The sequence below is a fragment of the Winslowiella arboricola genome (assembly GCF_025527015.1).
GTDB classification, from domain to species: Bacteria; Pseudomonadota; Gammaproteobacteria; order Enterobacterales; family Enterobacteriaceae; genus Erwinia; species Erwinia arboricola.
In genome coordinates this window covers 851,065-873,930 of record NZ_JAODIM010000043.1, presented here as the reverse complement: position 1 = coordinate 873,930, position 22,866 = coordinate 851,065, and the positions used below count along the sequence as shown (strand labels likewise).

The 22,866-nt window shown below is 54.2% G+C and carries 21 protein-coding genes and 1 tRNA gene; 11 read left to right on the top strand and 11 right to left on the bottom strand.

Annotated elements, in window-relative coordinates; genetic code table 11:
- Nucleotides 1–127: 127 nt before the first annotated feature.
- The 6 genes from N5923_RS21475 (at nt 128) to N5923_RS21450 (ending at nt 6,173) form a co-directional block, all read left to right on the top strand.
- Nucleotides 128–820 (top strand): DUF2848 domain-containing protein, encoded by a 693-nt coding sequence (locus N5923_RS21475; protein WP_267144051.1) that lies wholly within the window; start codon nt 128–130, stop codon nt 818–820.
- 10 nt (nt 821–830) lie between these two features.
- A complete protein-coding gene (locus N5923_RS21470; protein WP_267144052.1) occupies nt 831–2,171 on the top strand; it encodes an amidase in 1,341 nt (446 codons plus the stop codon).
- Between the two features lie 36 nt (nt 2,172–2,207).
- On the top strand, nt 2,208–2,843 hold the full coding sequence (locus tag N5923_RS21465) for a DUF4286 family protein (RefSeq protein ID WP_267144053.1): 636 nt from the start codon (nt 2,208–2,210) through the stop codon (nt 2,841–2,843).
- Nucleotides 2,840–4,147, top strand: coding sequence for an MFS transporter (locus tag N5923_RS21460; protein ID WP_267144054.1), 1,308 nt, complete (start codon nt 2,840–2,842; stop codon nt 4,145–4,147). Before N5923_RS21465 ends, N5923_RS21460 begins: the two co-directional genes overlap by 4 nt.
- A 117-nt stretch (nt 4,148–4,264) precedes the next feature.
- Entirely contained in the window at nt 4,265–5,671 is a 1,407-nt protein-coding gene (gene phoA / locus N5923_RS21455; protein ID WP_267144055.1) for an alkaline phosphatase, read from the top strand.
- Nucleotides 5,672–5,759: 88 nt separating this feature from the next.
- Nucleotides 5,760–6,173 carry a coiled-coil domain-containing protein gene (locus tag N5923_RS21450; protein WP_267144056.1) on the top strand — a complete coding sequence of 138 codons (414 nt, stop codon included), beginning with the start codon at nt 5,760–5,762 and terminating at the stop codon, nt 6,171–6,173.
- Between the two features lie 174 nt (nt 6,174–6,347).
- On the opposite strand, the gene N5923_RS21445 is transcribed toward N5923_RS21450, so the two are convergent.
- Together N5923_RS21445 and N5923_RS21440 are read right to left on the bottom strand one after the other, a co-directional pair.
- Complete coding sequence (locus N5923_RS21445; RefSeq protein WP_267144057.1) at nt 6,348–8,114, bottom strand: hypothetical protein; 1,767 nt, start codon at nt 8,112–8,114, stop codon at nt 6,348–6,350.
- A 211-nt stretch (nt 8,115–8,325) separates the two neighbouring features.
- A tRNA-Ser gene (locus N5923_RS21440) sits at nt 8,326–8,413 on the bottom strand.
- A gap of 241 nt (nt 8,414–8,654) precedes the next feature.
- Between N5923_RS21440 and ghrA the strand changes: the two genes are divergently transcribed.
- From ghrA to N5923_RS21425, 3 genes are all read left to right on the top strand, one after another.
- The gene (gene ghrA / locus N5923_RS21435) at nt 8,655–9,596 is read left to right on the top strand and encodes a glyoxylate/hydroxypyruvate reductase GhrA (protein ID WP_267144058.1); all 942 of its coding nucleotides are present in this window, start codon (nt 8,655–8,657) and stop codon (nt 9,594–9,596) included.
- A gap of 194 nt (nt 9,597–9,790) precedes the next feature.
- Entirely contained in the window at nt 9,791–10,528 is a 738-nt protein-coding gene (locus N5923_RS21430; RefSeq protein WP_267144059.1) for a phosphatase, read from the top strand.
- A gap of 36 nt (nt 10,529–10,564) precedes the next feature.
- Entirely contained in the window at nt 10,565–11,110 is a 546-nt protein-coding gene (locus N5923_RS21425; protein ID WP_267144060.1) for a TorD/DmsD family molecular chaperone, read from the top strand.
- A 39-nt stretch (nt 11,111–11,149) separates the two neighbouring features.
- Here N5923_RS21425 and N5923_RS21420 read toward each other — a convergent pair whose 3' ends face one another.
- The 7 genes from N5923_RS21420 to N5923_RS21390 all read right to left on the bottom strand — a co-directional run bounded on the left by N5923_RS21420 (nt 11,150) and on the right by N5923_RS21390 (nt 18,353).
- Nucleotides 11,150–12,466, bottom strand: a complete 1,317-nt coding sequence (locus N5923_RS21420) for an MFS transporter (protein ID WP_267144215.1) — start codon at nt 12,464–12,466, stop codon at nt 11,150–11,152.
- Nucleotides 12,466–12,954 carry a YhcH/YjgK/YiaL family protein gene (locus N5923_RS21415; protein ID WP_267144061.1) on the bottom strand — a complete coding sequence of 163 codons (489 nt, stop codon included), beginning with the start codon at nt 12,952–12,954 and terminating at the stop codon, nt 12,466–12,468. The genes N5923_RS21420 and N5923_RS21415 overlap by 1 nt, the downstream gene beginning before the upstream one ends.
- An 81-nt stretch (nt 12,955–13,035) precedes the next feature.
- Nucleotides 13,036–13,959 carry a dihydrodipicolinate synthase family protein gene (locus tag N5923_RS21410; protein ID WP_267144062.1) on the bottom strand — a complete coding sequence of 308 codons (924 nt, stop codon included), beginning with the start codon at nt 13,957–13,959 and terminating at the stop codon, nt 13,036–13,038.
- A 53-nt stretch (nt 13,960–14,012) separates the two neighbouring features.
- Complete coding sequence (rbsK, locus tag N5923_RS21405; RefSeq protein ID WP_267144063.1) at nt 14,013–15,227, bottom strand: ribokinase; 1,215 nt, start codon at nt 15,225–15,227, stop codon at nt 14,013–14,015.
- 173 nt (nt 15,228–15,400) lie between these two features.
- The gene (locus N5923_RS21400) at nt 15,401–15,877 is read right to left on the bottom strand and encodes a YhcH/YjgK/YiaL family protein (RefSeq protein WP_267144064.1); all 477 of its coding nucleotides are present in this window, start codon (nt 15,875–15,877) and stop codon (nt 15,401–15,403) included.
- A gap of 121 nt (nt 15,878–15,998) precedes the next feature.
- Complete coding sequence (locus N5923_RS21395; RefSeq protein WP_267144065.1) at nt 15,999–17,375, bottom strand: CoA transferase; 1,377 nt, start codon at nt 17,373–17,375, stop codon at nt 15,999–16,001.
- A gap of 81 nt (nt 17,376–17,456) precedes the next feature.
- The gene (locus N5923_RS21390) at nt 17,457–18,353 is read right to left on the bottom strand and encodes a DMT family transporter (RefSeq protein ID WP_267144066.1); all 897 of its coding nucleotides are present in this window, start codon (nt 18,351–18,353) and stop codon (nt 17,457–17,459) included.
- Nucleotides 18,354–18,573: 220 nt separating this feature from the next.
- Between N5923_RS21390 and N5923_RS21385 the strand changes: the two genes are divergently transcribed.
- Nucleotides 18,574–19,284, top strand: coding sequence for a glutamine amidotransferase (locus tag N5923_RS21385; protein ID WP_267144067.1), 711 nt, complete (start codon nt 18,574–18,576; stop codon nt 19,282–19,284).
- A 43-nt stretch (nt 19,285–19,327) separates the two neighbouring features.
- Here N5923_RS21385 and N5923_RS21380 read toward each other — a convergent pair whose 3' ends face one another.
- Nucleotides 19,328–20,419: a tartrate dehydrogenase gene (locus tag N5923_RS21380; protein WP_267144216.1), complete on the bottom strand. Its 1,092-nt coding sequence runs from the start codon at nt 20,417–20,419 to the stop codon at nt 19,328–19,330.
- Nucleotides 20,420–20,429: 10 nt separating this feature from the next.
- Entirely contained in the window at nt 20,430–21,755 is a 1,326-nt protein-coding gene (locus N5923_RS21375) for an MFS transporter (protein ID WP_267144068.1), read from the bottom strand.
- A 132-nt stretch (nt 21,756–21,887) separates the two neighbouring features.
- Here N5923_RS21375 and N5923_RS21370 point away from each other — a divergent pair, with 132 nt between their 5' ends.
- On the top strand, nt 21,888–22,793 hold the full coding sequence (locus N5923_RS21370; RefSeq protein ID WP_267144069.1) for a LysR family transcriptional regulator: 906 nt from the start codon (nt 21,888–21,890) through the stop codon (nt 22,791–22,793).
- Nucleotides 22,794–22,866: the final 73 nt, after the last annotated feature.

The window sequence follows — 22,866 nt, the reverse complement described above, 5'->3', positions numbered from 1 at the left end:
GTCGCTGCTCACATTTCACTCCGATGATTTGAACTCTTTCACATTCTACACAAAAACATGGCATGAAAATCGCTTATTTAAGGTTAGTGTGAAATTTCACAGTGATTTCAAATAAGGACTGGATGTGATGAAACTGAGCTTTAGTTTACCGGCAAATCATGGCGATACGCTTAATACCGATGTTAATCAGCTGGTTATTGCGGGCTGGACCGGGCGCGACCATCAGGCGATTATGCACCATATCAGTGAGCTGGAAGCACTCGGTGTGCCCCGTCCTGGTGCAGTTCCGCTGTTTTATCGCGTTACAACTAACCAGCTGACGCAGGCTGACAGCATTGAAGTAGTGGGTGAACACACCTCAGGCGAAGCGGAGCCGTTTATCTTCACCGTGGATGGCGAGCTGTATGTCTCGCTGGCTTCCGACCATACCGATCGTCAGCTGGAAACTTACAGCGTGGCGATGTCAAAGCAGGTTTGCGTTAAGCCGGTGGCGCAGCAGGCCTGGGCAATGAAAGAGGTGGCCGGACACTGGGACAGCCTGATCTTACGTTCGTGGATCCGTGAGCAGGGCGAATGGGTGCTGTATCAGGACGGCACGCTGGCCAGTCTGCGTACGCCGCTGGATCTCCTCGACCGTTACACCAGCGCTGAAGCGGCAGGCGGTATCCCGGCCAATGGTCTGGCGATGACCTGCGGCACCCTTGGCGCAATCGGCGGCATCCGTCCGGCCAGCGAGTTCCGTATGGCGCTGGTGGATGAAACCCTCGGCCGCACCATCAGCCACCAGTATCGCAGCAATGTGCTGCCGATCGTCGCCTGAGGAGCCGCAGATGAACAACGTGACGCTTCAGCAGGCCAGTGAACAACTGGCGCAGGGCAGCCTGCAAGCCAGCGATTTACTGCAACAGGCTTTCAGCCGGATTAACGCGCCGGATGGCGAAGGTAAACGGACGTTTATCCGGGTGTATACCGCGAGCGCAACACAACAGGCGCAAGCCGCGGATGCACGCCAGCAAAAGCTGAGTGCGCTGGATGGCATTCCGGTATCGATTAAAGATCTGTTTGATGTGGCAGGCGAGACCACCACCGGCGGCTCAGCCATTCTCGCAACGGCAGATGCCGCCAGCGCCAATGCCGCGGTGGTCGATCGCCTGTTGCAGGCCGGTGCGGTAATCGTCGGCAAAACCAATATGACCGAGTTTGCTTATTCCGGGCTGGGCATCAACCCTCACTACGGCACGCCTGCCAATGCTTTTGACCGCGCCAGCCGGCGTATTCCTGGTGGTTCCTCTTCCGGTGCGGCGGTGGCGCTGACTGACGGTATGTGCCTCGGCTCGGTTGGCACCGATACCGGCGGATCGGTGCGAATTCCTGCGGCGCTATGCGGACTGACTGGCTTTAAACCGACCGCACGCCGTATCAGTGCTGCCGGTCTGCAACCCCTGTCGCCGTCGCTCGATTCCATTGGTGTGCTGGCGCATAACGTCAGCAGCTGCCTGCTGCTGGATGCGGTGATCGCCGGTGAACCATTAACGGCGGTGGCGCAGGATTTAAGCCATGCACGATTCGCCGTACCGCAAACCCTGGCGCTGGATGGCATGGACGAAGCCGTCAGCAGCGCGTTTTATCAGGCAATTGAACAGCTGAAAGCGCAGGGCGCCACCGTGGACAGCCTGCCATTAAGCGAATTTTCTGAACTGGCGACCATCAATGCGCGCGGCGGTTTTACCGCGCTGGAGTCCTGGCAGTGGCATCAGTCGCTGATTGCCCGCCAGCCGGAAAAATATGACCCACGGGTCATCTCGCGGATCCGCCGCGGCGCCGAACTGACCGATGCCGACCGCATCACCCTTGAGCAGCAGCGCGCCGACTGGCAGCAGCGCGTCAGCGCTGAGCTAACGGGCTATCACGCCTTGCTGATGCCGACGGTGCCAGTTATTGCGCCAGTCATCGCCGAACTGGAAGCCGACGAAGAGCACTACTTCCGCGTTAACGGCGCGATGCTGCGTAATCCGTCGATTATCAACTTTCTCGACGGTTGCTCGATTTCATTACCCTGTCAGCCAGCAGGTGCAGCACCGGTTGGACTGATGGTTTCCGCATTACCGATGCAGGACAGCGAGCTGATGGGCTGGGCGCTGAGTATCGAACAGGCCCTGACACGGGCGTAACTTTTTATTTACCGGGCATATTGCAGGAGAAAATCGATGAATCGTTCACCCCAGGGAATGCTGTTTGTTGCAACGGATGTTAATCCGGCTGATGAAGCTGACTTTAACCAGTGGTATGACCGTGAACACGTGGAAGAACGTGTGGCGATCAGCGGCTTTTTAAGCGGCACGCGTTATCAGGCGCTGGACGGCAGCCGTAAATACCTCGGACTGTATAAAACCGGCTCGCTGGCCGATTTTACCAGCGATGCTTACCATGCCGCTTTTACCCGCCAGACCGCCTGGTCGGTCAGCAATCTGAATAAAATGATCGATCCGATGCGCCGGGTATGCGCCATCGAAGCAAAAGTCGGTTTTGGCAGCGGCAGTCATCTTGCCATTCTGACGCTAAAAGCAGAGCAGGATATCGCCAGTGTTCGCCATCTGGGAGAGCGTCTGTTTGCCGAAGCGGGCTTTATCAGCTCCAGCCTGTTGCTGCCGGACAGCACCCTGAGCACGCCGCTGCCGAAAGAGGCGCGCGAAAACCGCCAGTTATTACCGATGATGTTAATTGAAAGCAGCAGCGCCGACGCCAGCCAGTATCTGGCCGCGCTTGCCGGTGAGTCACTTAATGCCCACGCCAGTTTTTACGCGCTGAGCTGGCAGCTAACCAGGCAGGAGATGCCATCATGACGCTGTTAAATACTGATAATCCGGCGCGTGAAGCGCAAGATACGCCGAAAACCGGACGTCTGGCCGCCGCCAGCTCCATTGGCACCGCGCTCGAATGGTATGACTTTACTGTCTATAACATTATGGCGGCGCTGATCTTTAACCATGTGTTTTTCCCGTCGTTTGATCCGCTGGTCGGCACCATTCTGGCGTTTTCTACCTATGCGGTGGGCTATATCTCACGCCCGATCGGCGGCATGGTATTTGGTCATCTTGGCGACGTGCTTGGCCGCCGGTTTGTGCTGGTGACCACACTGGTGATTATGGGGGTGACCACCGCGCTAATGGGGCTGTTACCCGGCTATGCCAGCTGGGGCATCTGGAGTCCGGTACTGCTGGTGGCACTGCGTTTTGTGCAGGGCATTGCTCTGGGTGGTGAGTGGGCCGGCGCGGTGCTGTTATCAATGGAGCACGGTAAACCGAATCAGCGTGGCCGCAACGCCTCCTTTGCGCAGGTTGGTCCGTCGTGCGGTACGCTGATGGGCACCGGTCTGATCACCCTGATCACCGTAATGATGACCGCTGAACAGTTCCAGCAGTGGGGCTGGCGTATTCCGTTCCTGCTAAGCCTGGTGCTGGTGGTGTTTGGACTCTGGTTGCGTCGTGGCGTGGGCGAAACGCCGGCGTTTCTGAAGCTGGAGCAAAGCAAAAAAACCACGCATACCCCGCTGAAAGAGGTGTTTGTGAAGCATCCGCGTGCGCTGCTGATTGCCGGTGGCTCGCGTATTGGTTCGGATGTGCTGTATGCGCTGGTAGTGGTCTTTACCCTGACGTATGTCACCACCGTGCTTAATCTGCCACGACCGCTGGCGCTGCTGGCGACCATGCTCGGCGCGGTGGGGAATGCGATTACCGTACCGATGTTTGGCGCGCTGTCGGACCGCATTGGTCGCCGCCCGGTGTATATGATCGGCGCAGTGCTGGCGATGATCTGGGCATTTGCGTTCTTTGCCCTGCTCGACAGCGCCCAGCCGTGGTTAATCTGCCTCGGCGTGATAGGTGGCCTGTTGATCCATGCCATCATGTACGGTCCGCAGGCGGCATTTGTTACCGAACAGTTTCCGACCCATGTGCGTTACGCCGGTTCATCACTGGCCTATACGCTGGCAGGGATTATTGGTGGCGGATTCGCACCGCTGATTATTACCACGTTGTTCAGAGAGACGGGCAGCACGCTATGGGTATCACTGTATGTGGTGCTGGCGCTGCTGATTACCTTCTTTGCATTGTGGAAGGCAAAAGAGACTGCTCATAAGCCATTGTAATTGCATTGTTATAACTGACATCTGATTGACACAACCATGACACAAAATTGTCATGGTTGTGTCGCAAACTGGCTCCCTGAAATCTTTGGCAAAACTTTTTCATGGAGATACGACTTAATGCAAAACAACAAACTGTTTACTCTCACGCTGATCGCCACGCTTTTTTCTGCCCACTGCTATGCCGATATTGCTGCTTACAGCCGCGCTGCGCAGGGTGATCTGACTCAGCCTGGCGGTGCACGCCGACTGACGGAAGATCAGACTGAGGCATTAAAAGCGTCGTTAAAAAATAGCACGGCGAAAAACGTTATCCTGCTGATTGGGGATGGTATGGGCGACTCCGAAATCACCGCGGCCCGTAACTATGCTGAGGGTGCGGGCGGTTTCTTTAAAGGTATCGATGCGCTACCGCTGACCGGTCAGTACACCCACTATGCGCTGGATAAAAAAACGCATAAACCTGATTACGTGACCGATTCCGCCGCTTCCGCCACCGCCTGGAGCACCGGGGTGAAATCTTATAACGGTGCGATTAGCGTGGATGTCAATGGCAAAGATCATCCGACCATTATGGAGATGGCGAAAGCCGCAGGCAAAGCCACCGGCAATGTCTCCACCGCTGAACTGGAAGATGCCACGCCAGCTGCGCAGATCGCGCATGTCACCTCTCGTAAATGTTACGGCCCGGAAAAAACCACTGAAGTCTGCGCCACTAATGCGCTGGAGAAAGGCGGTAAAGGTTCTATCGCCGAACAGTTACTCAATGCCCGCGCAGATGTGACGCTGGGGGGCGGCGGTAAAACTTTCGGCGAAACTGCAAAAGCCGGAGAGTGGCAGGGCAAGACGCTGGAAGAGCAGGCCAAACTACGTGGCTATCAGCTGGTCAACGATCTTGACGGTATGAACGCCATCAGCGCCGCGGATCAGGATAAACCGCTGCTCGGTCTGTTTGCCGCGGGCAATATGCCGGTGCGCTGGAAAGGGCCGAAAGCCAGTTACCATGCGAATCTGGATGGAAAGCCAGTCACCTGCGAAGTGAATGCTGAGCGTCCGGCTTCCGTGCCGACACTGGCGCAGATGACGGATAAAGCCATCAATCTGTTAAGCAAAAATGACCATGGCTTCTTCCTGCAAGTAGAAGGCGCTTCGATTGATAAACAGGATCATGCCGCGAATCCATGTGGTCAGATTGGTGAAACCGTGGATCTGGATGAAGCCGTACAGAAAGCGCTGGAGTTTGCACGTAAAGATGGCAATACGCTGGTGATTGTGACCGCTGACCATGCGCACTCCAGCCAGATTGTTGCCAATGACAGCAAAGCGCCGGGTCTGACCCAGACCCTGAATACCAAAGAGGGTGGCCTGATGACCATCAGCTACGGTAATTCGGAAGAGGATTCACAGGGCCACACCGGCACCCAGTTGCGTATCGCGGCTTACGGTCCGCATGCGGCAAATGTGGTGGGACTGACCGATCAGACCGACCTGTTCTATACCCTGCGTGCGGCGATGGGTATTAAGTAATCTGCCTCCCTCCCGTCAACGAGCGGGAGGGGTTAACTCTCTGGCAAGTAAAGTAAAGATAAGAGAAATATCAGGGTGGGATATTGCATTGCGTGGCGAATTTGCAGATTATTTGCGCTATGCATATATTAAGGGAGTAATACCGATGGTTGCGATTCCCCTCGACACCCACAGGGCAATTAAGGAACTGCAGGATGCAGGTATCAATGAGAAACAGGCTGAAGCTATGGTGAAGCTGGTTGGTGGGGTTTACAACAGTGAGATCGCCACTAAGTCAGATTTGAATCTGCTGCATGAAAATATTAAATCCGATCTTAAATGCATGCGGACAGATATGAACGGCATGCGGACCGAGCTGGAATCCGAGCTGAAAAGCATCCGCACCGATCTGCAGTCCGAGCTGAAAAGCATCCACACCGATCTGGACTGGATTAAAAAATTTATGCTTGCGATAGGGCTGGCGGCATTGATTGCGGCGGTGAAGTATATTTTTATCGTGTAATCAGGGCAGAAGTGGATGGAGAGTGATCTTATTGCGGGCAGGACAATGCCTTAAGCGGTGATATTTTCACTCATCGTTGCAGGCCCGCTAGCATAGCCTTTCGCTCTGAGTTCCTCCATCAGGATAAAGAGTGTATTTAACACATCACTGTGTAGAAGAGCGTTGCGGCGATATCTAAAGCATCTGGCAACGAACATTTTCTTTGCCAAAGCGGAACAGACACTTCGAGTTTTTGAACAGCTCAAATTGTTGCTGAAGCTGCTGACCATTAATACTATTATTCAGGAAAGCATCAATAATTTCTTCTGGTTTATGCAATTGTAACGTATTGCTGGTGGTTTCATTACCCATCTCATCACCTTTCCGCCAGTGTATTTTGCCATCCTGCAGGATATTTCTAAGCAGATTCCATTCATAGAAATAAACCCCCTGATGTTCATAGAAATTCAGGAAGGGTATATTGTGCAGCAAAATAAAATGGCTGTTTTCCAGAGTGGCGGCCGCTAGTCCCCGGCTACGTAACTGGTTTCTGATGCTTTGATGAGAGAAGTTATCTTTCAATGTAATAAGCTGATTCACATACCCTTTTTTAAATGAGTCTTCATTGAAGAACATAAATTGCTCAGAGAAATACGTCGGTAGCGCAGAGAAACGATATTTAACCTGAATAAAATAATAGATATCATTTCTGCTGTCATGCAAAACAATATCAACATCATAGCCTTTTATTTCCGACTTATTGGTTGATTTAAATCCTGCGTGCGGTGTATAGCCAAAGTAATTTAATTTCTTCAGGTAATTCAGAATATAATCAACCTCAAAAAAGTCACCCAGCTCGCCTTTAAAATCTTTTCCTTTCAGATTATCCTGCTGCGCCTGCAACAACATGCCGCAAAATTTACGCAATCCATATTTAAACGATAAGCCTGCCCGCTTATAGCCTGAGTCGCCACTCTGACAGATAAAACCACCCTCATTGTTTAATCTGGCGTCCGATGCCGGGAGTAAGTGCTGCTCAATAAATTGCAGGGATTTATCTCTGATATGTTTGCTGTTAAGAAAGTACTGTCTGTCAACAGCATGGGATCCTGAAAGGAAATTGCATTCTAAAATTAAGGAGAAAAATATAACCTCTCTAAGAAACTGGTATTTTTCATTGGCGCTGACTGCTGGTGTTATGTAGTTTGGGTTTATCGAGAAAACTTTATCAAGAATATAATCAATTGAGGCGTTGGCGAGGTCTGCAGGAAGTGTTTTGCGTCTTGTCAGGGCAGAGGCGAGATCTATAAAGGCTTTGATATCCGAGGTTTTGGAATTAGCCTCAAGTATTTCAGAAATCCAGTAACCTCTTACTTTCTGTTTGAATTCTTCACCAGACTCAATAAAAATATCATTGCCATTAAGGTTTAGAGTAAAAATATTGCATTTTAACAGCAAGTAAACTTCACTCAGGAAAAATGAGATCCACAACTTTTCGTTCGCAGAGATTGAGTGAAGATAATCATCACTCAGATCAAAGGCTTCAGTGATTCTGTTACAATGGTACTCAAGCTTAGTCAGCAGATTAGCCGTGATATGTCCATTAGCCAGTTTTTTATCAGCCTGAGAAAAATCATCATCATTTGCAAATAACACCCCGATTTTAAAAAAACGGGTAAAGTTATTCATTATTACTGAAATATATTTCTCATCCCTTACATCATGATGGCCAGGCGCTAAAGACTGAGTTGCAGCAGAAGCCTCTGTTAAATATGCAGCATACCGCCGTTCAAAAATGGCCATTGCATCTTTATCATTAATAAACTTGCGTAAGAATGGGACGTTATACAGTATTCTGGCCGCTATACTCAGTGATGCAGGCCTCTCGGTCAGATAACAACGATTTTTAATCGGGTTGCTGATAAATTCAAATAATTCTCTGTCGATATGTTGATAGATCATATTACTGTTCCATAATGAGAACTTTTATGCCGCTTTCCGTTATGATTTATTATTAATAGCATACTGTTATAAATATAACTACCGGTTATACCGGAGCGGGCAACCTGGCTTTTGGCATCATCGGGGGGACAGGGACAGGGGACAGAACGGCTGACCAGCTTCAACACATAAAAAAAGCCCGAACATCAGTTCGGGCTTTCTCTTTAAAATATGGCGGTGAGAGAGGGGTTCGAACCCTCGATACGTTGCCGTATACACACTTTCCAGGCGTGCTCCTTCAGCCACTCGGACACCTCACCCTGTTGTCGTCAACAAGCAGCTTGTCGACGGGCGCTAATGTAGGGATTTCCAGTTATCGCGTCAATATTCTTTCATCATCTGGTGATGCGATCAGACAGTTTTGCAGCACTTTGCTGCGAAATTCAGCGAATAGCATGGATTGCCCGCTTCTTTCGTTAGCCGTTAATAAGTGATTCAGATCAATTTTTACTTGCCAGCACGCCGGTTTTCCCTGAGCCTTGAGAAAAAAGAGGAGCGAAAGTGGACATTATTTTTTATCACCCATTCTTTAACGCCACCACCTGGATCAACGGGTTACAGCAACGCCTGCCGCAGGCCACCATCCGCAAATGGCTGCCGGGCGACAGTGCCCCGGCGGACTATGCATTAGTCCGCACCCCGCCAGTGGCGATGCTACAGGGACGCAATCAGCTAAAAGGCGTTTTTGCCCTTGGCGCTGGCGTCGATGACATTCTTTCCCAGCTTAAACAACACCCTGAAATGTTGCCGGAACATGTGCCGCTGTTTCGTCTGGAAGATACCGGTATGGGCCTGCAAATGCAGGAATATGCAGTCTGCACCGTGCTTGGCTGGTTCCGTCGCTTTGATGACTACCAGTTGCAGAAACAGCAGGCATTATGGCAGTCGCTGGAAAACTACAGCCGTAAAAACTTCACTGTCGGTATTCTTGGCGCCGGGGTGTTAGGCAGCAGCGTAGCGCAAAGCCTGAAAGTCTGGGGTTTCCCGATTCGCAGCTGGAGCCGCTCGCCGAAGCAGATCGAGGGGGTCACCAGCTATCATGGTGCCGATCAGCTCAGTGATTTCCTTAACGGCACCCAGGTACTGATTAACCTGCTACCCAATACCCCGCAAACTGTTGGCATCATTAATCGCCAGTTGCTGAGCCAGCTTAACGACGGCGCTTTTGTGCTTAATCTCGCGCGCGGCGCCCATCTGGTTGAGGATGACTTACTGGCGGCGCTGGAAGCAGGGGAGATTAAAGCGGCGGCGCTGGACGTCTTTGCCCGGGAGCCGCTGGCGGAACAAAGCCCGCTCTGGGCGCATCCGCGTGTTGCGATTACCCCGCATAATGCGGCGGTAACCCTGCCGGATGAAGCGATGGACTATATTGCCAAATCGATTTTGCAGCGCGAAGCGGGTGAAATGCCGGAAGGGAAGGTTGATATCGCGCGCGGCTATTAATTAGCGCAATGTCCGGGCCAGTTATTAAAAGGCGTCAGCTTGCTGGCGCTTTTTTATTTACATCAATCAGTAACCTGTAAATAAATTCAGAACAATCAGCATCTGAGTGACACAAAACGCAAAGACCCCCGTTTTTCAGCTAGCCAGGGTCGAAAGATGCTATCCTTGCCTTAACCCGTAAGGAGAAAAAAACTATGTACCCCGTTGATCTTCATATGCACACCGTTGCCAGCACCCACGCCTACAGCACCCTGCACGATTACGTGGTGCATGCCAAAACCAACAATATCAAATTGTTCGCTATTACGGATCACGGCCCGGATATGGCCGATGCGCCGCACGCCTGGCATTTTATTAATATGCGTATCTGGCCGCGGCTGGTGGATGGGGTGGGGATTTTGCGCGGTATTGAGGCCAATATTAAAAATACCGCTGGTGATATTGACTGCACCGGACCGATGCTGGATGCGGTTGATCTGGTGGTGGCGGGTTTTCATGAGCCGGTGTTTCCACCCCAGGATAAAGCCACCCATACCGAGGCAATGATTGCTGCGATGGCGAATGGCGATGTCCATATTATCTCGCACCCGGGCAATCCTAAGTTCCCGGTCGATATTCCGGCGATTGCCGCTGCTGCGGCAAAATATGATGTGGCGCTGGAAATTAATAACTCCTCATTTACCACCTCGCGGGCGGGCAGTGAACCTAACTGTCGGGCGATTGCCGCCGCAGTGCGAGATGCCGGCGGACGCCTGGCTTTTGGCTCAGACTCCCATACCGCCTTTACCCTCGGTAATTTCGAACACTGCCTGCGCATTATGCGCGAAGTGGATTTTCCGCAAGATCGCGTGTTAAATGTCACGCCGCGCCGCTTGCTGGAGTTCCTTGAACTGCGCGGGCGATCGCATATTGAAGAATTCGCCAATTTGTGACCCTGTCACTTTGAACCTCTGAATGGACTGATATCAATGAATGAGTTTTCCATCATCTGCCGCATTCTCGGCTCGCTGTTTAATCGTCAGCCGCAGGATCCGTTGCTGGTGCCGTTGTTTAGCATGCTGCGTGAAGGTAAGTTGCAGCAGCACTGGCCGCTGGAACAGGATGAGTTGTTAACCCGTCTGCAACAGCACAGCGATCCGCAGGCGCTGGCCGCGGATTACAATGCGCTGTTTGTCGGCAGTGACTGCAAAGTGCCGCCTTACGCTTCGCAGTGGGAAAACGGCCCGCAGGAAGCGGATGTGCGTGCCTTTTTGCAGCAGCGCGGCATGCCGATCGGCGATGCGCCGGTTGACCATTTTGGCGCTTTACTGCTGGCGGCGTCATGGCTGGAAGATCAGTCGGAAGAGGATGAGAGTCAGGCGCAGATTGCGCTGTTTGACGACTATCTGATGCCGTGGTGTGGTCAGTTCCTTGGCAAAGTGGAGGCTCATGCCAGTAGCGTTTTTTACCGTACGCTGGCGGCAATCAGCCGTGAAGCGGTACAGGCGATGCGAGATGAGCTAGCCGAAGAGTAACAGCAGAGCGGCATATTGCGATGCCGCCCTTTATTTATCTTAGTGGGTTAACCTCAGCGGTTTCTTCACAAACAGGCCGTAGCTGATCGCTCCCAGCATCAGCAGTGCCGCGCCCAGCAGGAACACGTTCGTAAATTTCCCGGTCATATCCAGAATAATACCGGTGACGATCGGCGCCATCGCCGCGCCAAGAAAACCACCAAAGTTCTGAATCGCCCCCAGTGACGCGACTTGCTCTTTCGGCGCAATATCGGTTGCCAGCGTCCAGATTGCACCTTGTGGCATCTGCGAACAGAAGTAGCCCAGCGACAGCAGGGTAATCGCCAGCGGCGTACTGCTGACAAACGGGATCGGCGCGACAAAACAGGCTGCCAGCGCCGCACCGACCACGATAGGGATTTTGCGCGCGCCAATCGCGGCCATACCGCGCCGCACCAGACGGTCAGAGAGCATGCCGCCCACCAGTACCCCGAGAATACCGGCAAGGAACGGAATCGAGGCAATCCAGCCGGTGGCTTTCAGGCTGAAACCGAGCGATTTTTCCAGATAGCTTGGCAGCCAGGTCAGATATACCCAGATGGTAAACATAATCGAAAAGTTACCAATCACCATAAACCAGGTGGTTCTCTGCTTAAACAGCGTGCCCCAGCTGACTTTAACCGTGCCCTGGCTTTCAGGCTCGGCGACGGTGCGGTGTCCGGCGTGGATCAGCGCATCTTCACGCGCGGTCGGGTCGCGATAGAACTTCAGCCACGCCACAATCAATGGAATGCCCATCAGGCCGATAGCGATAAACATCCCACGCCAGCCGAGTGTCAGCAGCAATACGGTGAGAATCGGTGGGGCGATAGCATTAGCGATCTGCGAGCCAGTATTAATAATCGCTGTCGGTAAACCGCGCTCTTTATCGCCAAACCAGCGATGGGTAATCTTAATCCCGGAGGTGAAAAACGGTGATTCGGAAATCCCCAGCATCATGCGTAAGCCGTAAAACATCGAGTAGCTGTTAACGAAAGCCGCCATCACCGTAAAGCCTGACCACAGTCCCAGCGCCCACGAGAACATCCGTTTCGGACCAAATTTATCCACCAGCCAGCCAGCGGGCAGATTAGCCAGCGCGTAAGGCCAGAGAAACGCCGACAGCAGCAACCCCATTTCGGTCTGCGAGAAGCCAAATTCGGCGGCAATAGTGGTATTGGCGATACTGAGGTTGGCGCGATCAAGGTAATTGACCACCGCGGCAGTCAGCAGAATCAGAATAATGCCCCAGCGCAGGCGGGTAACCACCGGCGTCGTGGCTGATGCTGTTGTGCCGGGCAGGCTGGCGGCAGCCAGAGTTGATTGACCGTTTTTCATCATGGATTCTCGTGGGTGAACAAGCTCAGGTGAATTTTGATTACCGCTTTGCGGATTGCCGATTCGCCGTGGGTTTGACAGCAGGGACGATGAACATCATGCGGAAAGAACACGGCGAACATGCCGGGTTCCAGGGCAATCATCGATTCATTTATGGTGTGCTGATAGAACACGATATCGTGCTGCTCAGCGCGGTCTTCGGTTATACGGTGTTCAGGATGAGCACGCGCGACGCCAATACTCTCCTCACCCTGTAACAGATACTGAATATCAACATAGCTAAAGTGCGACTCGGCGCGCATCTCAGCGGCAGGAACGGTGTTCATCTCCTGGAGCAGGCAGAACATTTTATTGTCCGGCAAAATGTCATATTTCCCGCTGCTCAGGGCAGTAAAATCGGTGTGGTGAATCCAGTTAACAGCCTGGCTGATGACCGGATGAAGGGCGTGTTTTTCCCTCGCCCAATCCTGGCGATCGCAAATAATCATGGTGTTTATTCCCGTATAGTTATCGTTAGCGGGTATTGGGGTACAGCGGATGGCGCATTGCTACGCCATCCTTCCACAGGGTTAACCCGCGATTTTCTTTTGCCACAGCGCCGTGCCCTGCTGAATTTGATCCAGCAACACGCCAAGGCCCCAGAATTTTTCCAGCACGTTATCTTTGTTTACCCGGCAAAACTCACTGTCGAAGGTGCCGAGACGCTGATGATAGATCTTGGCGTTTTTCGGATAGCCAAGGGTTTCGGTGACCGCGCCGAGAGAAAGGAACAGCGACAGCTCCTGCGCCAGCTCAGGCTGTTCGGCACCGTGGTGATACAGCCAGTGATACAGCTCGGGATGGAAGTTAGTAAACACGCCGCTAAAGCCCTTCGAACCGGCCTGCATGGCGGGCCAGGCAATCGCCGCATTGGCGTTAATGATATTCAGCGGCGTACCTTCAGCAAGACGTACACGTTTCTCAACGGTTGGCAGATCGCAGCTGACATCTTTCAGCACCACAAAGCGACCGCTGCTGGCGCAGAAGCTAAACTCTTCATCGCTTAGCAGACGACGATATGGCGCCGGGCACTCGTAGAGGCCCAGCGGCATTGAGGCTGGCAGTGCTTCCAGCAGCTGGTTGAGGGTGCGATAAAACACCTCGCTGCCTTCATTTTTCGCATCGAGATGGTTGGTCACCAGCACCAGCGCATCGATACCGCTGTTTGCCATCGCCGTCAGCTCAGTAATCTGCTGCTCAATCGCGTCACTGATATGGCCGGAGGCAATGACCGGTACGCGTCCGGCCACCTTTTTCACCACAAACTGCGCCAGTTCAACGCGCTCTTGCAGGGTAAGGAACTGCATTTCGCTCGACTGGCACACTGCGAACAGCGCATCGACGCCTTGCTGCAGATACCACTCAATCAGGCGCTCAAGACCGGGATAATCAATCTGGTTATCATCGGTAAAAGGCGTCAACATCACCGGCACAATGCCTTCAATCTGTTTCATTGTTCTCTCCTGGCGACAGAGGCTCTGCCGCGAATGGTTAAATAGTGATGGCATCAGCGCTGGGCAAGACGCGCAGCAACCTGCTGATGATCGGGCATATTGGATGCGCCTTCACGTTCGACCGCCAGTGAAGCGAAAGCGGAGGCGTAGGTGGCGGCTTGCGCAATAGTGTCGCCGGAGGCAATCGCCGCCGCGAAGGCGCCATTAAACGCATCACCGGCGCCGGTGGTATCGACGCTCAGCGCCGGGAAGGCGGCAATATGCTGGAACTGCTGGTTGTCATACAGCAATGCGCCGCGCGAGCCCATGGTGATAATTACCCGGCGCGCGCCCTGGCGTACAATCGCCAGCGCCGCCTCTTTGGCGCTCTCCAGATCGGTGACTTCAATGCCGGACAGCAGTGATGCTTCGGTTTCATTCGGCGTCACCACATCGGCATATTGCAGACAGGAGATGATGTCGCTGGAAAACGGCGCCGGATTCATAATTACCTGCACACCAAGGGTGTTCGCCAGCTTCATTGCGTTAAGCGTGGCGGAGAAGTTATTCTCCAGCTGCAACAGCAGCACATCCGAGGTCGACAGCTCGTGGGTCAGCTCCGCCACTTCATCGTCAGTGATGGTTTTATTGGCGCCGGAGTAGATGGCGATCATGTTTTCGCCATTCTCCTGCGACACATAAATAATCGCGTTGCCGGTGGGTTCGACATCGGTCTGATACAGCTTAAAAGAGTGAATATCGGATGCGGACAGATGGTCAAACGCGAACTGACTGAACTGATCAGTGCCCACTTTGGAGACAAAGTGCACGCGCGCGCCGGCGCGACTGGCGGCCATCGCCTGATTGGCCCCTTTGCCGCCCGGACCTAAGGTGCTGCCGAGCGCCAGCAGTGATTCACCGCCTTTGGGAAAACGCGCCACTTTGGCCACGATATCGACATTAAACGAGCCAAGAATACAGACCTTTCCCTTCATGCTTTTACTCCGTTTGCGCTGATGCTGGTTTTTCTGACGCTGATCTTCCAGCCGTTTAAGCAGCACTTCAAAATTGCCGCCGGTTTCGCTAATTAACTTTGCCTGCAGGTTACGGCGCACAATAATCGCGCCGCCATGGCAACGCTGCACCAGGCCCATTCGTGCCAGCGCGCCTAAATCGCTGCGGATGGTCTCTTTGGTGACCGCAAAAGTTGCGGCGAGCCAGGCCACACTGACGCGTTCCAGATCGTCCAGATAATCGATAATTTTTTCGCGGCGTTCTTCAAGAAACATTGTCACCTCAGCAAGTTAGATAAAGCCTAAGGGAGCGCTTGCGGGTAAAAAGTGACAGCGATCATATGTGGCGGTGAAAAACGGAAGGAAACAAAAATGAAACCAGGTGAAAGAAATGAGGGGTAGATCACAGGTTGCCGGACGGCAGTGCATCCGCCCGGCAGGCTGGTGGTTTAACTGAACAGGCTGAGGTTAATTTTGATCACCGCCTTGCGGAGGGCGGAGGTGCCGTGCGTCTGACAGCAGGGACGGTGTACATCGTGAGGGAAGAAGACGGCAAACATCCCCGGCTCAAGGTGAATCATCGACTCATTCACCACCTGCTGATAAAACACGATATCGCGTTCCTGCGCATAATCTTCAGTGATGACATTCGCCGCATTCGCGCGAGCCACGCCGATGCTCTCTTTGCCTTTTAACAGATACTGAATATCCACATAGTTGAAATGCGCTTCGGCAGGACGGTCAGCAGCGGGTTCGGTATTCATCTCCTGCAAAATACAGAACATCTGGTTGTCCGGCAAAATGTCATATTTACCGGTGGGCAGCGCGCTTAAATCGGTGCCGGCAATCCAGCTTATTGCCTGATTGATTACCGGATGAAAGGCGTGTTGTTCGCGCGCCCAGTCGTCGCGATCGCAAATAATCATGTTTCAGTCCCCGTAGAGTGATTGAAGGTTTATTGGTTTATCATCTGGAGACTAAGGGAGAGGCCGCCGAGAAATAATGACTGCGATCATATTTATTATCATCGGCGGGTTTACGGCGTGATTAATTGCGTTTATGCAGCCATTGCGCGCGGGAGGAACCCAGCGGCGCAGGCGGGCGCGACCAGATAAGCGGTGTGCCGTGTAGCCATACCGGCGCACGCAGGCGGTAACCGATTCCCCAGGCTGAATACTCAATAATATCTGACTCGTCAGCAGGCTGCGCCACCAGCGCGGTGGCCGGGTGGTCTGTTGCGGGATTATCGCTTAACAGCCAGGCGGTGCGCGCTAAGGATAACCGCGCACTGAATCCACACTGCGTGGCCTGGCGCTGGCGCATGCCTTCCAGCACCGCGGCCGCCATCAGATAGCCAGTGGCGTGATCCAGCGCCTGAACCGGCAGTGGCTCCGGCTGCTCACTGTTTTTCCACTGGCGGCCCGCTTCGGCAATACCGCACGCCATTTGCACCAGACTGTCAAAACCACGCCGGTTACGCCAGGGGCCGCTCCAGCCCCAGGCATTCAGGCTGACATCAATCAGCCCTGGCGACAGTTGTTGCAGGCGCTCGCTGCTGTAGCCCAGCTTTTCCAGCGCATCGGCGCGGTAGCCATGCACCAGCACATCCGCCGCGCCCAGCAGCGATTCAAACTGCTGACGTCCGGCGGCTGATTTCAGATCCAGCCGCGCACAGCGTTTACCGAGAGTGACCTCCTCCGCCAGCGCCGGTTCATCCCATTCTGGCGCATCAATCCGCAGTACCTCTGCGCCCAGTCCGGCGAGAAAACGCGTCGCCACCGGCCCGGCGATAATCCGCGTCAGATCCAGTACCCGTACGCCGAGCAGCGGACGGGCGGGCGGCAGTTGCCATCGCGGCGGCGGCGCCTGTGCTTGCAGGCTCCGGGCGATTAACGCTTCGCGCGCCACGCTTTGTCCTTGCGCATGTTGCCGCCAGGCGTTCAGGCTGCGCATCTCGGCGGCACAACCGCCTGCGGCGACGATCGCCTGTTCCAGCGTCTGCTTTTGCCAGCTGCGGACTGTTTCCGCCAGGGCCTGACGGTCAGATTGCTGGCCGAGCACCGATTCCATTGCCTGGCGATGGTGAAGAGCGTTGGTATGCAGACGGATCCAGCCATCAGCAGTGGCATAATCACCGGCGAAAGGGTCCCACAGAGAAGGGCGCTGGCGATTCAGCGGGCGCAGCGAATGCTGAAACCAGCGTGCTGCCAGGCGGACATCGACGTCCACCGGATGCGGATTGGTAACCAGCGTCGCCGCAGCTTGTGTGGCCAGCGCGATGCTGGTTGCCGCCAGCTCGCTGACCGGATAAGCCGAACTCAGCGTCTGCTCGCCGCAAAAATGGATTACGGGCAGCGGAGTATCCGCATCGCGTAAGCTGTGCCACAGTTGCTGCCAGAAAATTGCCGCCTTGCCGTGATCCATTGCCTTTTCCCTTTATTGACTCAGTAATACAAGGTAGCAACAGATCGCACTATTTTCCGTCAGCTGAAGCGCAGCCCGGGCCTATTTCGTTTTTCGCCGGCGCGGCAGACGTGGAAAACGGGCATGCATACGTAAATTACGCAGATTGATCACTGAAATTGCCGTACCGAGAATGACCAGCAGCGCGCCGACCACTTTAAACAGATTCATGCTGTCGCCCAGCACCAGCACGCCCATAATCACCGCCAGCACTGGCGTTAACAGCGAGTAGGGCATAATCAGGTTGACGTTATATTGCTTCAGCAGCGCATACCACAATGAATAAGCGACAATCGATGAGCCGATGGCGCTGTATAAAATGCCGAACCAGCCGCGCCAGCCGGAATGGGTTAAGGCATAAAGCTGATCCGACTCCATCAGCCAGGAGGCCAGACCGACAATCGGGATGGCCAGAAATGAGATCCAGCCGGTCATGGTCAGCGGTTTTATCGGCGGCGATTTTTTGACAATCATATTACTTATGGCCCAGCCTGCGGCGCTGCACAACAGCAGGCAGAGCACCCACCAGCTGGGAATGGTCGGACTGCCGGTCAGTACTACCACGCCGGTCAGTGAAATGGTGATGCCGAAGATCTGAATCAGCGTCAGCTTCTCTTTCAGCACCACCATTGCCAGCAACATCGCAAAGGGTGTGCCGAGCTGAACCACAATCGCCCCGGTACCGGCATCGGTATAGTTGATGCCGACAAACAGCAGCGAAAAATGGAGAAAGCCAAAGGTAAATGCCAGCGGCAGCAGATAGCGCAGTTGTTCGCGCGTCACCCGGGTAAAGGGGATCAGCAAAACAGCCACCACTACAAAGCGCATGCAGGTCATAAACAGTGGCGGCAGATCCAGCAGGCCCCACTTAATGGCGACGTTATTAAATGCCCAGAGAAAGACCACCAGTAAAACCAGAAAAAAATGACGCAGTGCCACGACGCAGTCCTTAGTTTTGCGTTGTTAACTCACGACTTATCATGACACGAATATTCCTTTCACGGGGCAAACGGAACAGTAATTTTTTTAACCGCAGCGGCATAAGGTCCTCAGAAAAAGTTATGAGACGCGCGGCACAACTGCTGGCAAACTGGTTAACCGATACCTGACTTAATCAGCACGCTGATTTTGCGTTAACCGACAAGGATCCTGATTCGGCATGTCTTATTCAGCCAAAGCGCCTTTAGCGATTATTCAACTGGAAGTGCCTCCTGCCGCTGTCAGTGCGCAGGTTGGTGAGCAGAGCCACTGGTTTGTGCAGGCGCTGCAGTTACAGCCACAAGACTATATTGTGGTGCGCCCGCATCTTGGCGAGCAGCTTCCCGATTTTGATCAAGTTTCCGCCGCCATTCTGAGCGGCTCCTGGGCGATGGTCACTGACCACGCCGACTGGAGCGAACGCACCGCCGCCTGGGTGCGTGGCGCCATTGAACAACAGCTGCCGCTGCTGGGCGTCTGTTATGGTCATCAGCTGATGTCTTATGCGCTGGGGGGGGAAGTTGCCGATAATCCGCGTGGCTGGGAGCGGGGCTTAAAGCCGGTGGAAAATCTGGCGCCGGGCGATACGTTGTTGTCAGCACTGCCCGCGCAGTTTGAAGCCTGGCTATCCCATCGTCAGTCGGTGGTGCAGCCGCCAGCCGGGGCGCAAGTGCTGGCGCGCTCTGCGCTTGATGAGTGTCAGATTATTCGCTACTCGCCGACAGCGCTGTCAGTGCAGTTTCATCCGGAATTTGATGCGCAGATTATGACCGCCTGCCTGCCCGCCGGGCTTAGTGATGACGGCGTCGGTTTGCAGGGCGCAGACTGGGCGCGCAGCCTGCTGGAAACCTTCTACCGTAATGCGCAGCCGCGTCAGGTGCAGACCGGCTGAAGGGCGGTGAACACGCGTCTGCGTGTTCACCTTTAACTCTCGGTTACAGCACGCTCTCCGCTACCGCGCTGGTCTGCATAATGGCCGCCGCTACTGCATCGGTCACTTGCTGCGTGGTGGCGCTGCCGCCGACATCCGGCGTCTTGATTCCGGCGCGGCAGACGTTTTCCACGGCCTGCATCAGCGTTTCAGCGGCCTGATGTTCACCCAGATGTTCCAGCATCTGCGCGGCAGTCCAGAAACTGGCCACCGGGTTGGCAATTCCTTTGCCGGTGATATCAAACGCTGAGCCGTGAATCGGTTCAAACATCGACGGGAAACGGCGTTCAGGGTCGATATTGGCGGTCGGCGCCACGCCGAGGCTGCCCGCCAGTGCGCCAGCCAGATCGGAGAGAATATCCGCATGCAGATTGGTGGCGACAATAGTGTCGAGGCTTTGCGGATGCAGCGTCATACGCACGGTCATCGCATCGACCAGCATTTTATCCCAGCTGACATCCGGAAACTCCTGCGCCACTTCGGCGGCAATTTCATCCCACATCACCATGCCGTGACGCTGGGCGTTGGATTTGGTCACCACCGTCAGCTGTTTGCGCGGACGAGACTGCGCCAGGCTGAAGGCGTAGCGCATAATGCGTGTGACGCCGGTACGGGTGAAGATCGCCACTTCGGTGCCGACCTCTTCCGGCAGTCCACGGTGGGCGCGGCCGCCATGACCAGAATATTCCCCTTCCGAATTTTCACGCACGATAATCCAGTCAAGATCGCCGGGGCCACAGTTGCGCAGCGGAGAAGAGATGCCGGGCAATACCCGCGTCGGCCGCACATTGGCATATTGATCAAAACCCTGACAGATCGGCAGGCGCAGTCCCCACAGCGTAATATGATCCGGCACATCGGCAGCGCCGACCGCGCCAAAATAGATCGCGTTAAAATGCTTTAAAACTTCCAGACCGTTTTCCGGCATCATCACGCCATGTTGCTTATAGTAATCCGAGCCCCAGTCAAACTGCTGGATATTAAATTGCAGGCCGGGAAAGCGCTGTTCAAGACTGCGTAACAGCTGAATACCGGCATTGATCACTTCCGGGCCGATACCATCAGCAGGAATGGCAGCAATGGAGTAAGTACGCATCATAGAGTCCTTATTTGTTGATCAAAGTGTGAGTGGAAACAGTGGAATTATCGTCGGTGCGCTGCATCCGGCGTTGCGACCAGGAGAGCCACAGCACCAGCAGCGCGGAGAACACCAGCAGTGCGGCGACAAACCACAGGCCATTGGTGTAACTGCCGGTTTGATGTTTGATCACGCCGATAATCGTCGGGCCGACAAAGCCGCCGAGATTACCGATGGAGTTGATGGTGGCGATGCCTGCCGCGGCCGCAGAGCCGGACAGAAACAGGGTTGGCATGCTCCACAACGGCGGTTTTGAGCAGCTGATACCGATATTGACCAGCACCAGCGCGAGGATAACCCCGACCAGCGAGCCGGATAGTCCGGCGAACACCAGACCCAGCGCCGCCAGCAGACAGGCTGCGATCACATGCCAGGTACGCTCATTGTGACGATCCGAATGGCGCGCCCACCACACCATCGCCCCTACCGCCAGCACCGCAGGAATGGCATTAATAAAGCCCACTGCCAGCGCTGACATACCGAAGCTTTTAATAATCTGCGGTGACCAGATGCCCAGCGTGTAGAGTCCGGCAGAGGTGCCAAAATATACCAGCGCCAGCGCCAGCACGCGTTTATCGGCGAGGCCACGCCAGACGCTCTGGTGGCCTTGTTGCGGACGGCGCGCCTGTTCAGCAGCCATGGTGGTGGTCAGCCATTCGCGCTCTTCATCGTTCAGCCATTTGGCTTTTTCCGGCCGATCGGTCAGGTAAAACAGCACCACTACGCCGAGGATCAGCGCCGGTACTGCTTCGAGGACAAACATCCATTGCCAGCCGCTAAAGCCATATAAACCATGCATCTCCAGCAGCGCGCCGGAGATTGGCGAACCCAGCGCGGTAGAGAGTGGCGCGGCGGCCATAAAGATCGCCGTCACCTGGGCGCGGCGCTGAGCAGGAAACCAGTAACTCAGATAGAGAATAATGCCGGGAAAGAAACCCGCTTCCGCCACACCCAGCAAAAAGCGCAGGGTATAAAAGCTGGTGGTGCCCTGGACGAATGCCATCGCGCCGGAGACTAAACCCCAGGTGATCATGACGCGCGCAATCCAGATACGCGCCCCGACTTTATGCAGAATTAAATTAGAGGGCACTTCGCACAGAAAGTAGCCGATAAAAAAGATACCGGCGCCAAAACCAAAAACAGTGGGGGAGAATCCGAGCTCTTCATTCATCGTTAACGCGGCGAAACCAATATTGACGCGGTCGAGAAAAGCGATGAAATAGAGCAGCATGATAAAAGGGACGATGCGCAGCGTAATTTTGCGCAATACCCGATTTTCGAGTTTGCAGGTCATAGTGAGGTTTTCCTCTTTTATTTTATGTAGGGTAGTAACAGGCGTTACAGAACTGAGTATGGAGAAAATCCTTCAGGGATCATTAGCCGTGGTTTATACAAAAAATTGATATAATCTTTTAAGGAAGCCTGTATGGATCTCCACCAACTGCGCTGTTTTATTGCGGTAGCCGAAGAGCTGCATTTTGGTCATGCCGCCCAGCGACTCGATATGATGCCGTCGGCGCTGGGGCGCTATATCCGCCTGCTGGAGGAAGATCTTGGCGCCAGGCTGTTTAGCCGCTCAACGCGCAATGTTGCGCTGACGCCGACCGGCCTGCTGCTGCTTGACGAGGCGCGCTTGTTGATTGCACAAGCCGATAGCCTCGCCAGCCGCTTCCGCCAGATGGGACGTCATCAGGCGACAATGCTGAAAATTGGCGCGATCGACAGCGCCGCCGCCGGCCTGATTCCGCAGCTGCTACAGGCATTTCGCAAACAATATCCCGAAGTGGAAGTGCAGATATTCGAGGACAAAACCCTGCGTTTATTACCGCGGCTAAAATCAGGACGGCTGGACCTGGTATTTATCCGTCCGCCGGAGAAACCGGATCGCGATATTGAGATGCGCTTTTTATTTAATGAAGCGATTGTGGTGGCGGTCCCGGATAATCATCCGCTGGCCAGCCGCCAATATTTACAGATTACCGATCTGCAGGACCAGCCATTAATTGTGCCGGAACGGAAGTCGCGTCCGCACAGTCATGACCTGTCGATTAATCTGTTTGCTGAAGCGGGACTGACCGCGAAAATTGCCCAGCTTGCGGATGAGAAGCAGACCATTATTAACCTGGTGGCGGCGGAGCTGGGGATTGCCATTGTGCCGCAGTGGACATCACGTATGCCGGCGCGCAATGTCAGCTATATTCCGCTGCAGGGTAGTCCCGGCGGCGCAATAAATGGCCTGCCGTTATCGGTGGCGTGGATGCGTGATGCCCGCGATCCGTTGCGCGAGAAAATGCTTGATCTGCTGATCTCACCACCTTCAGTTAATGTCTGAAGGTAAGGGGATAAATATCGTTTCTGCCGAAATATTAAAGCCTGCTTCACATTTTCATCTCAAGCTAACTGAC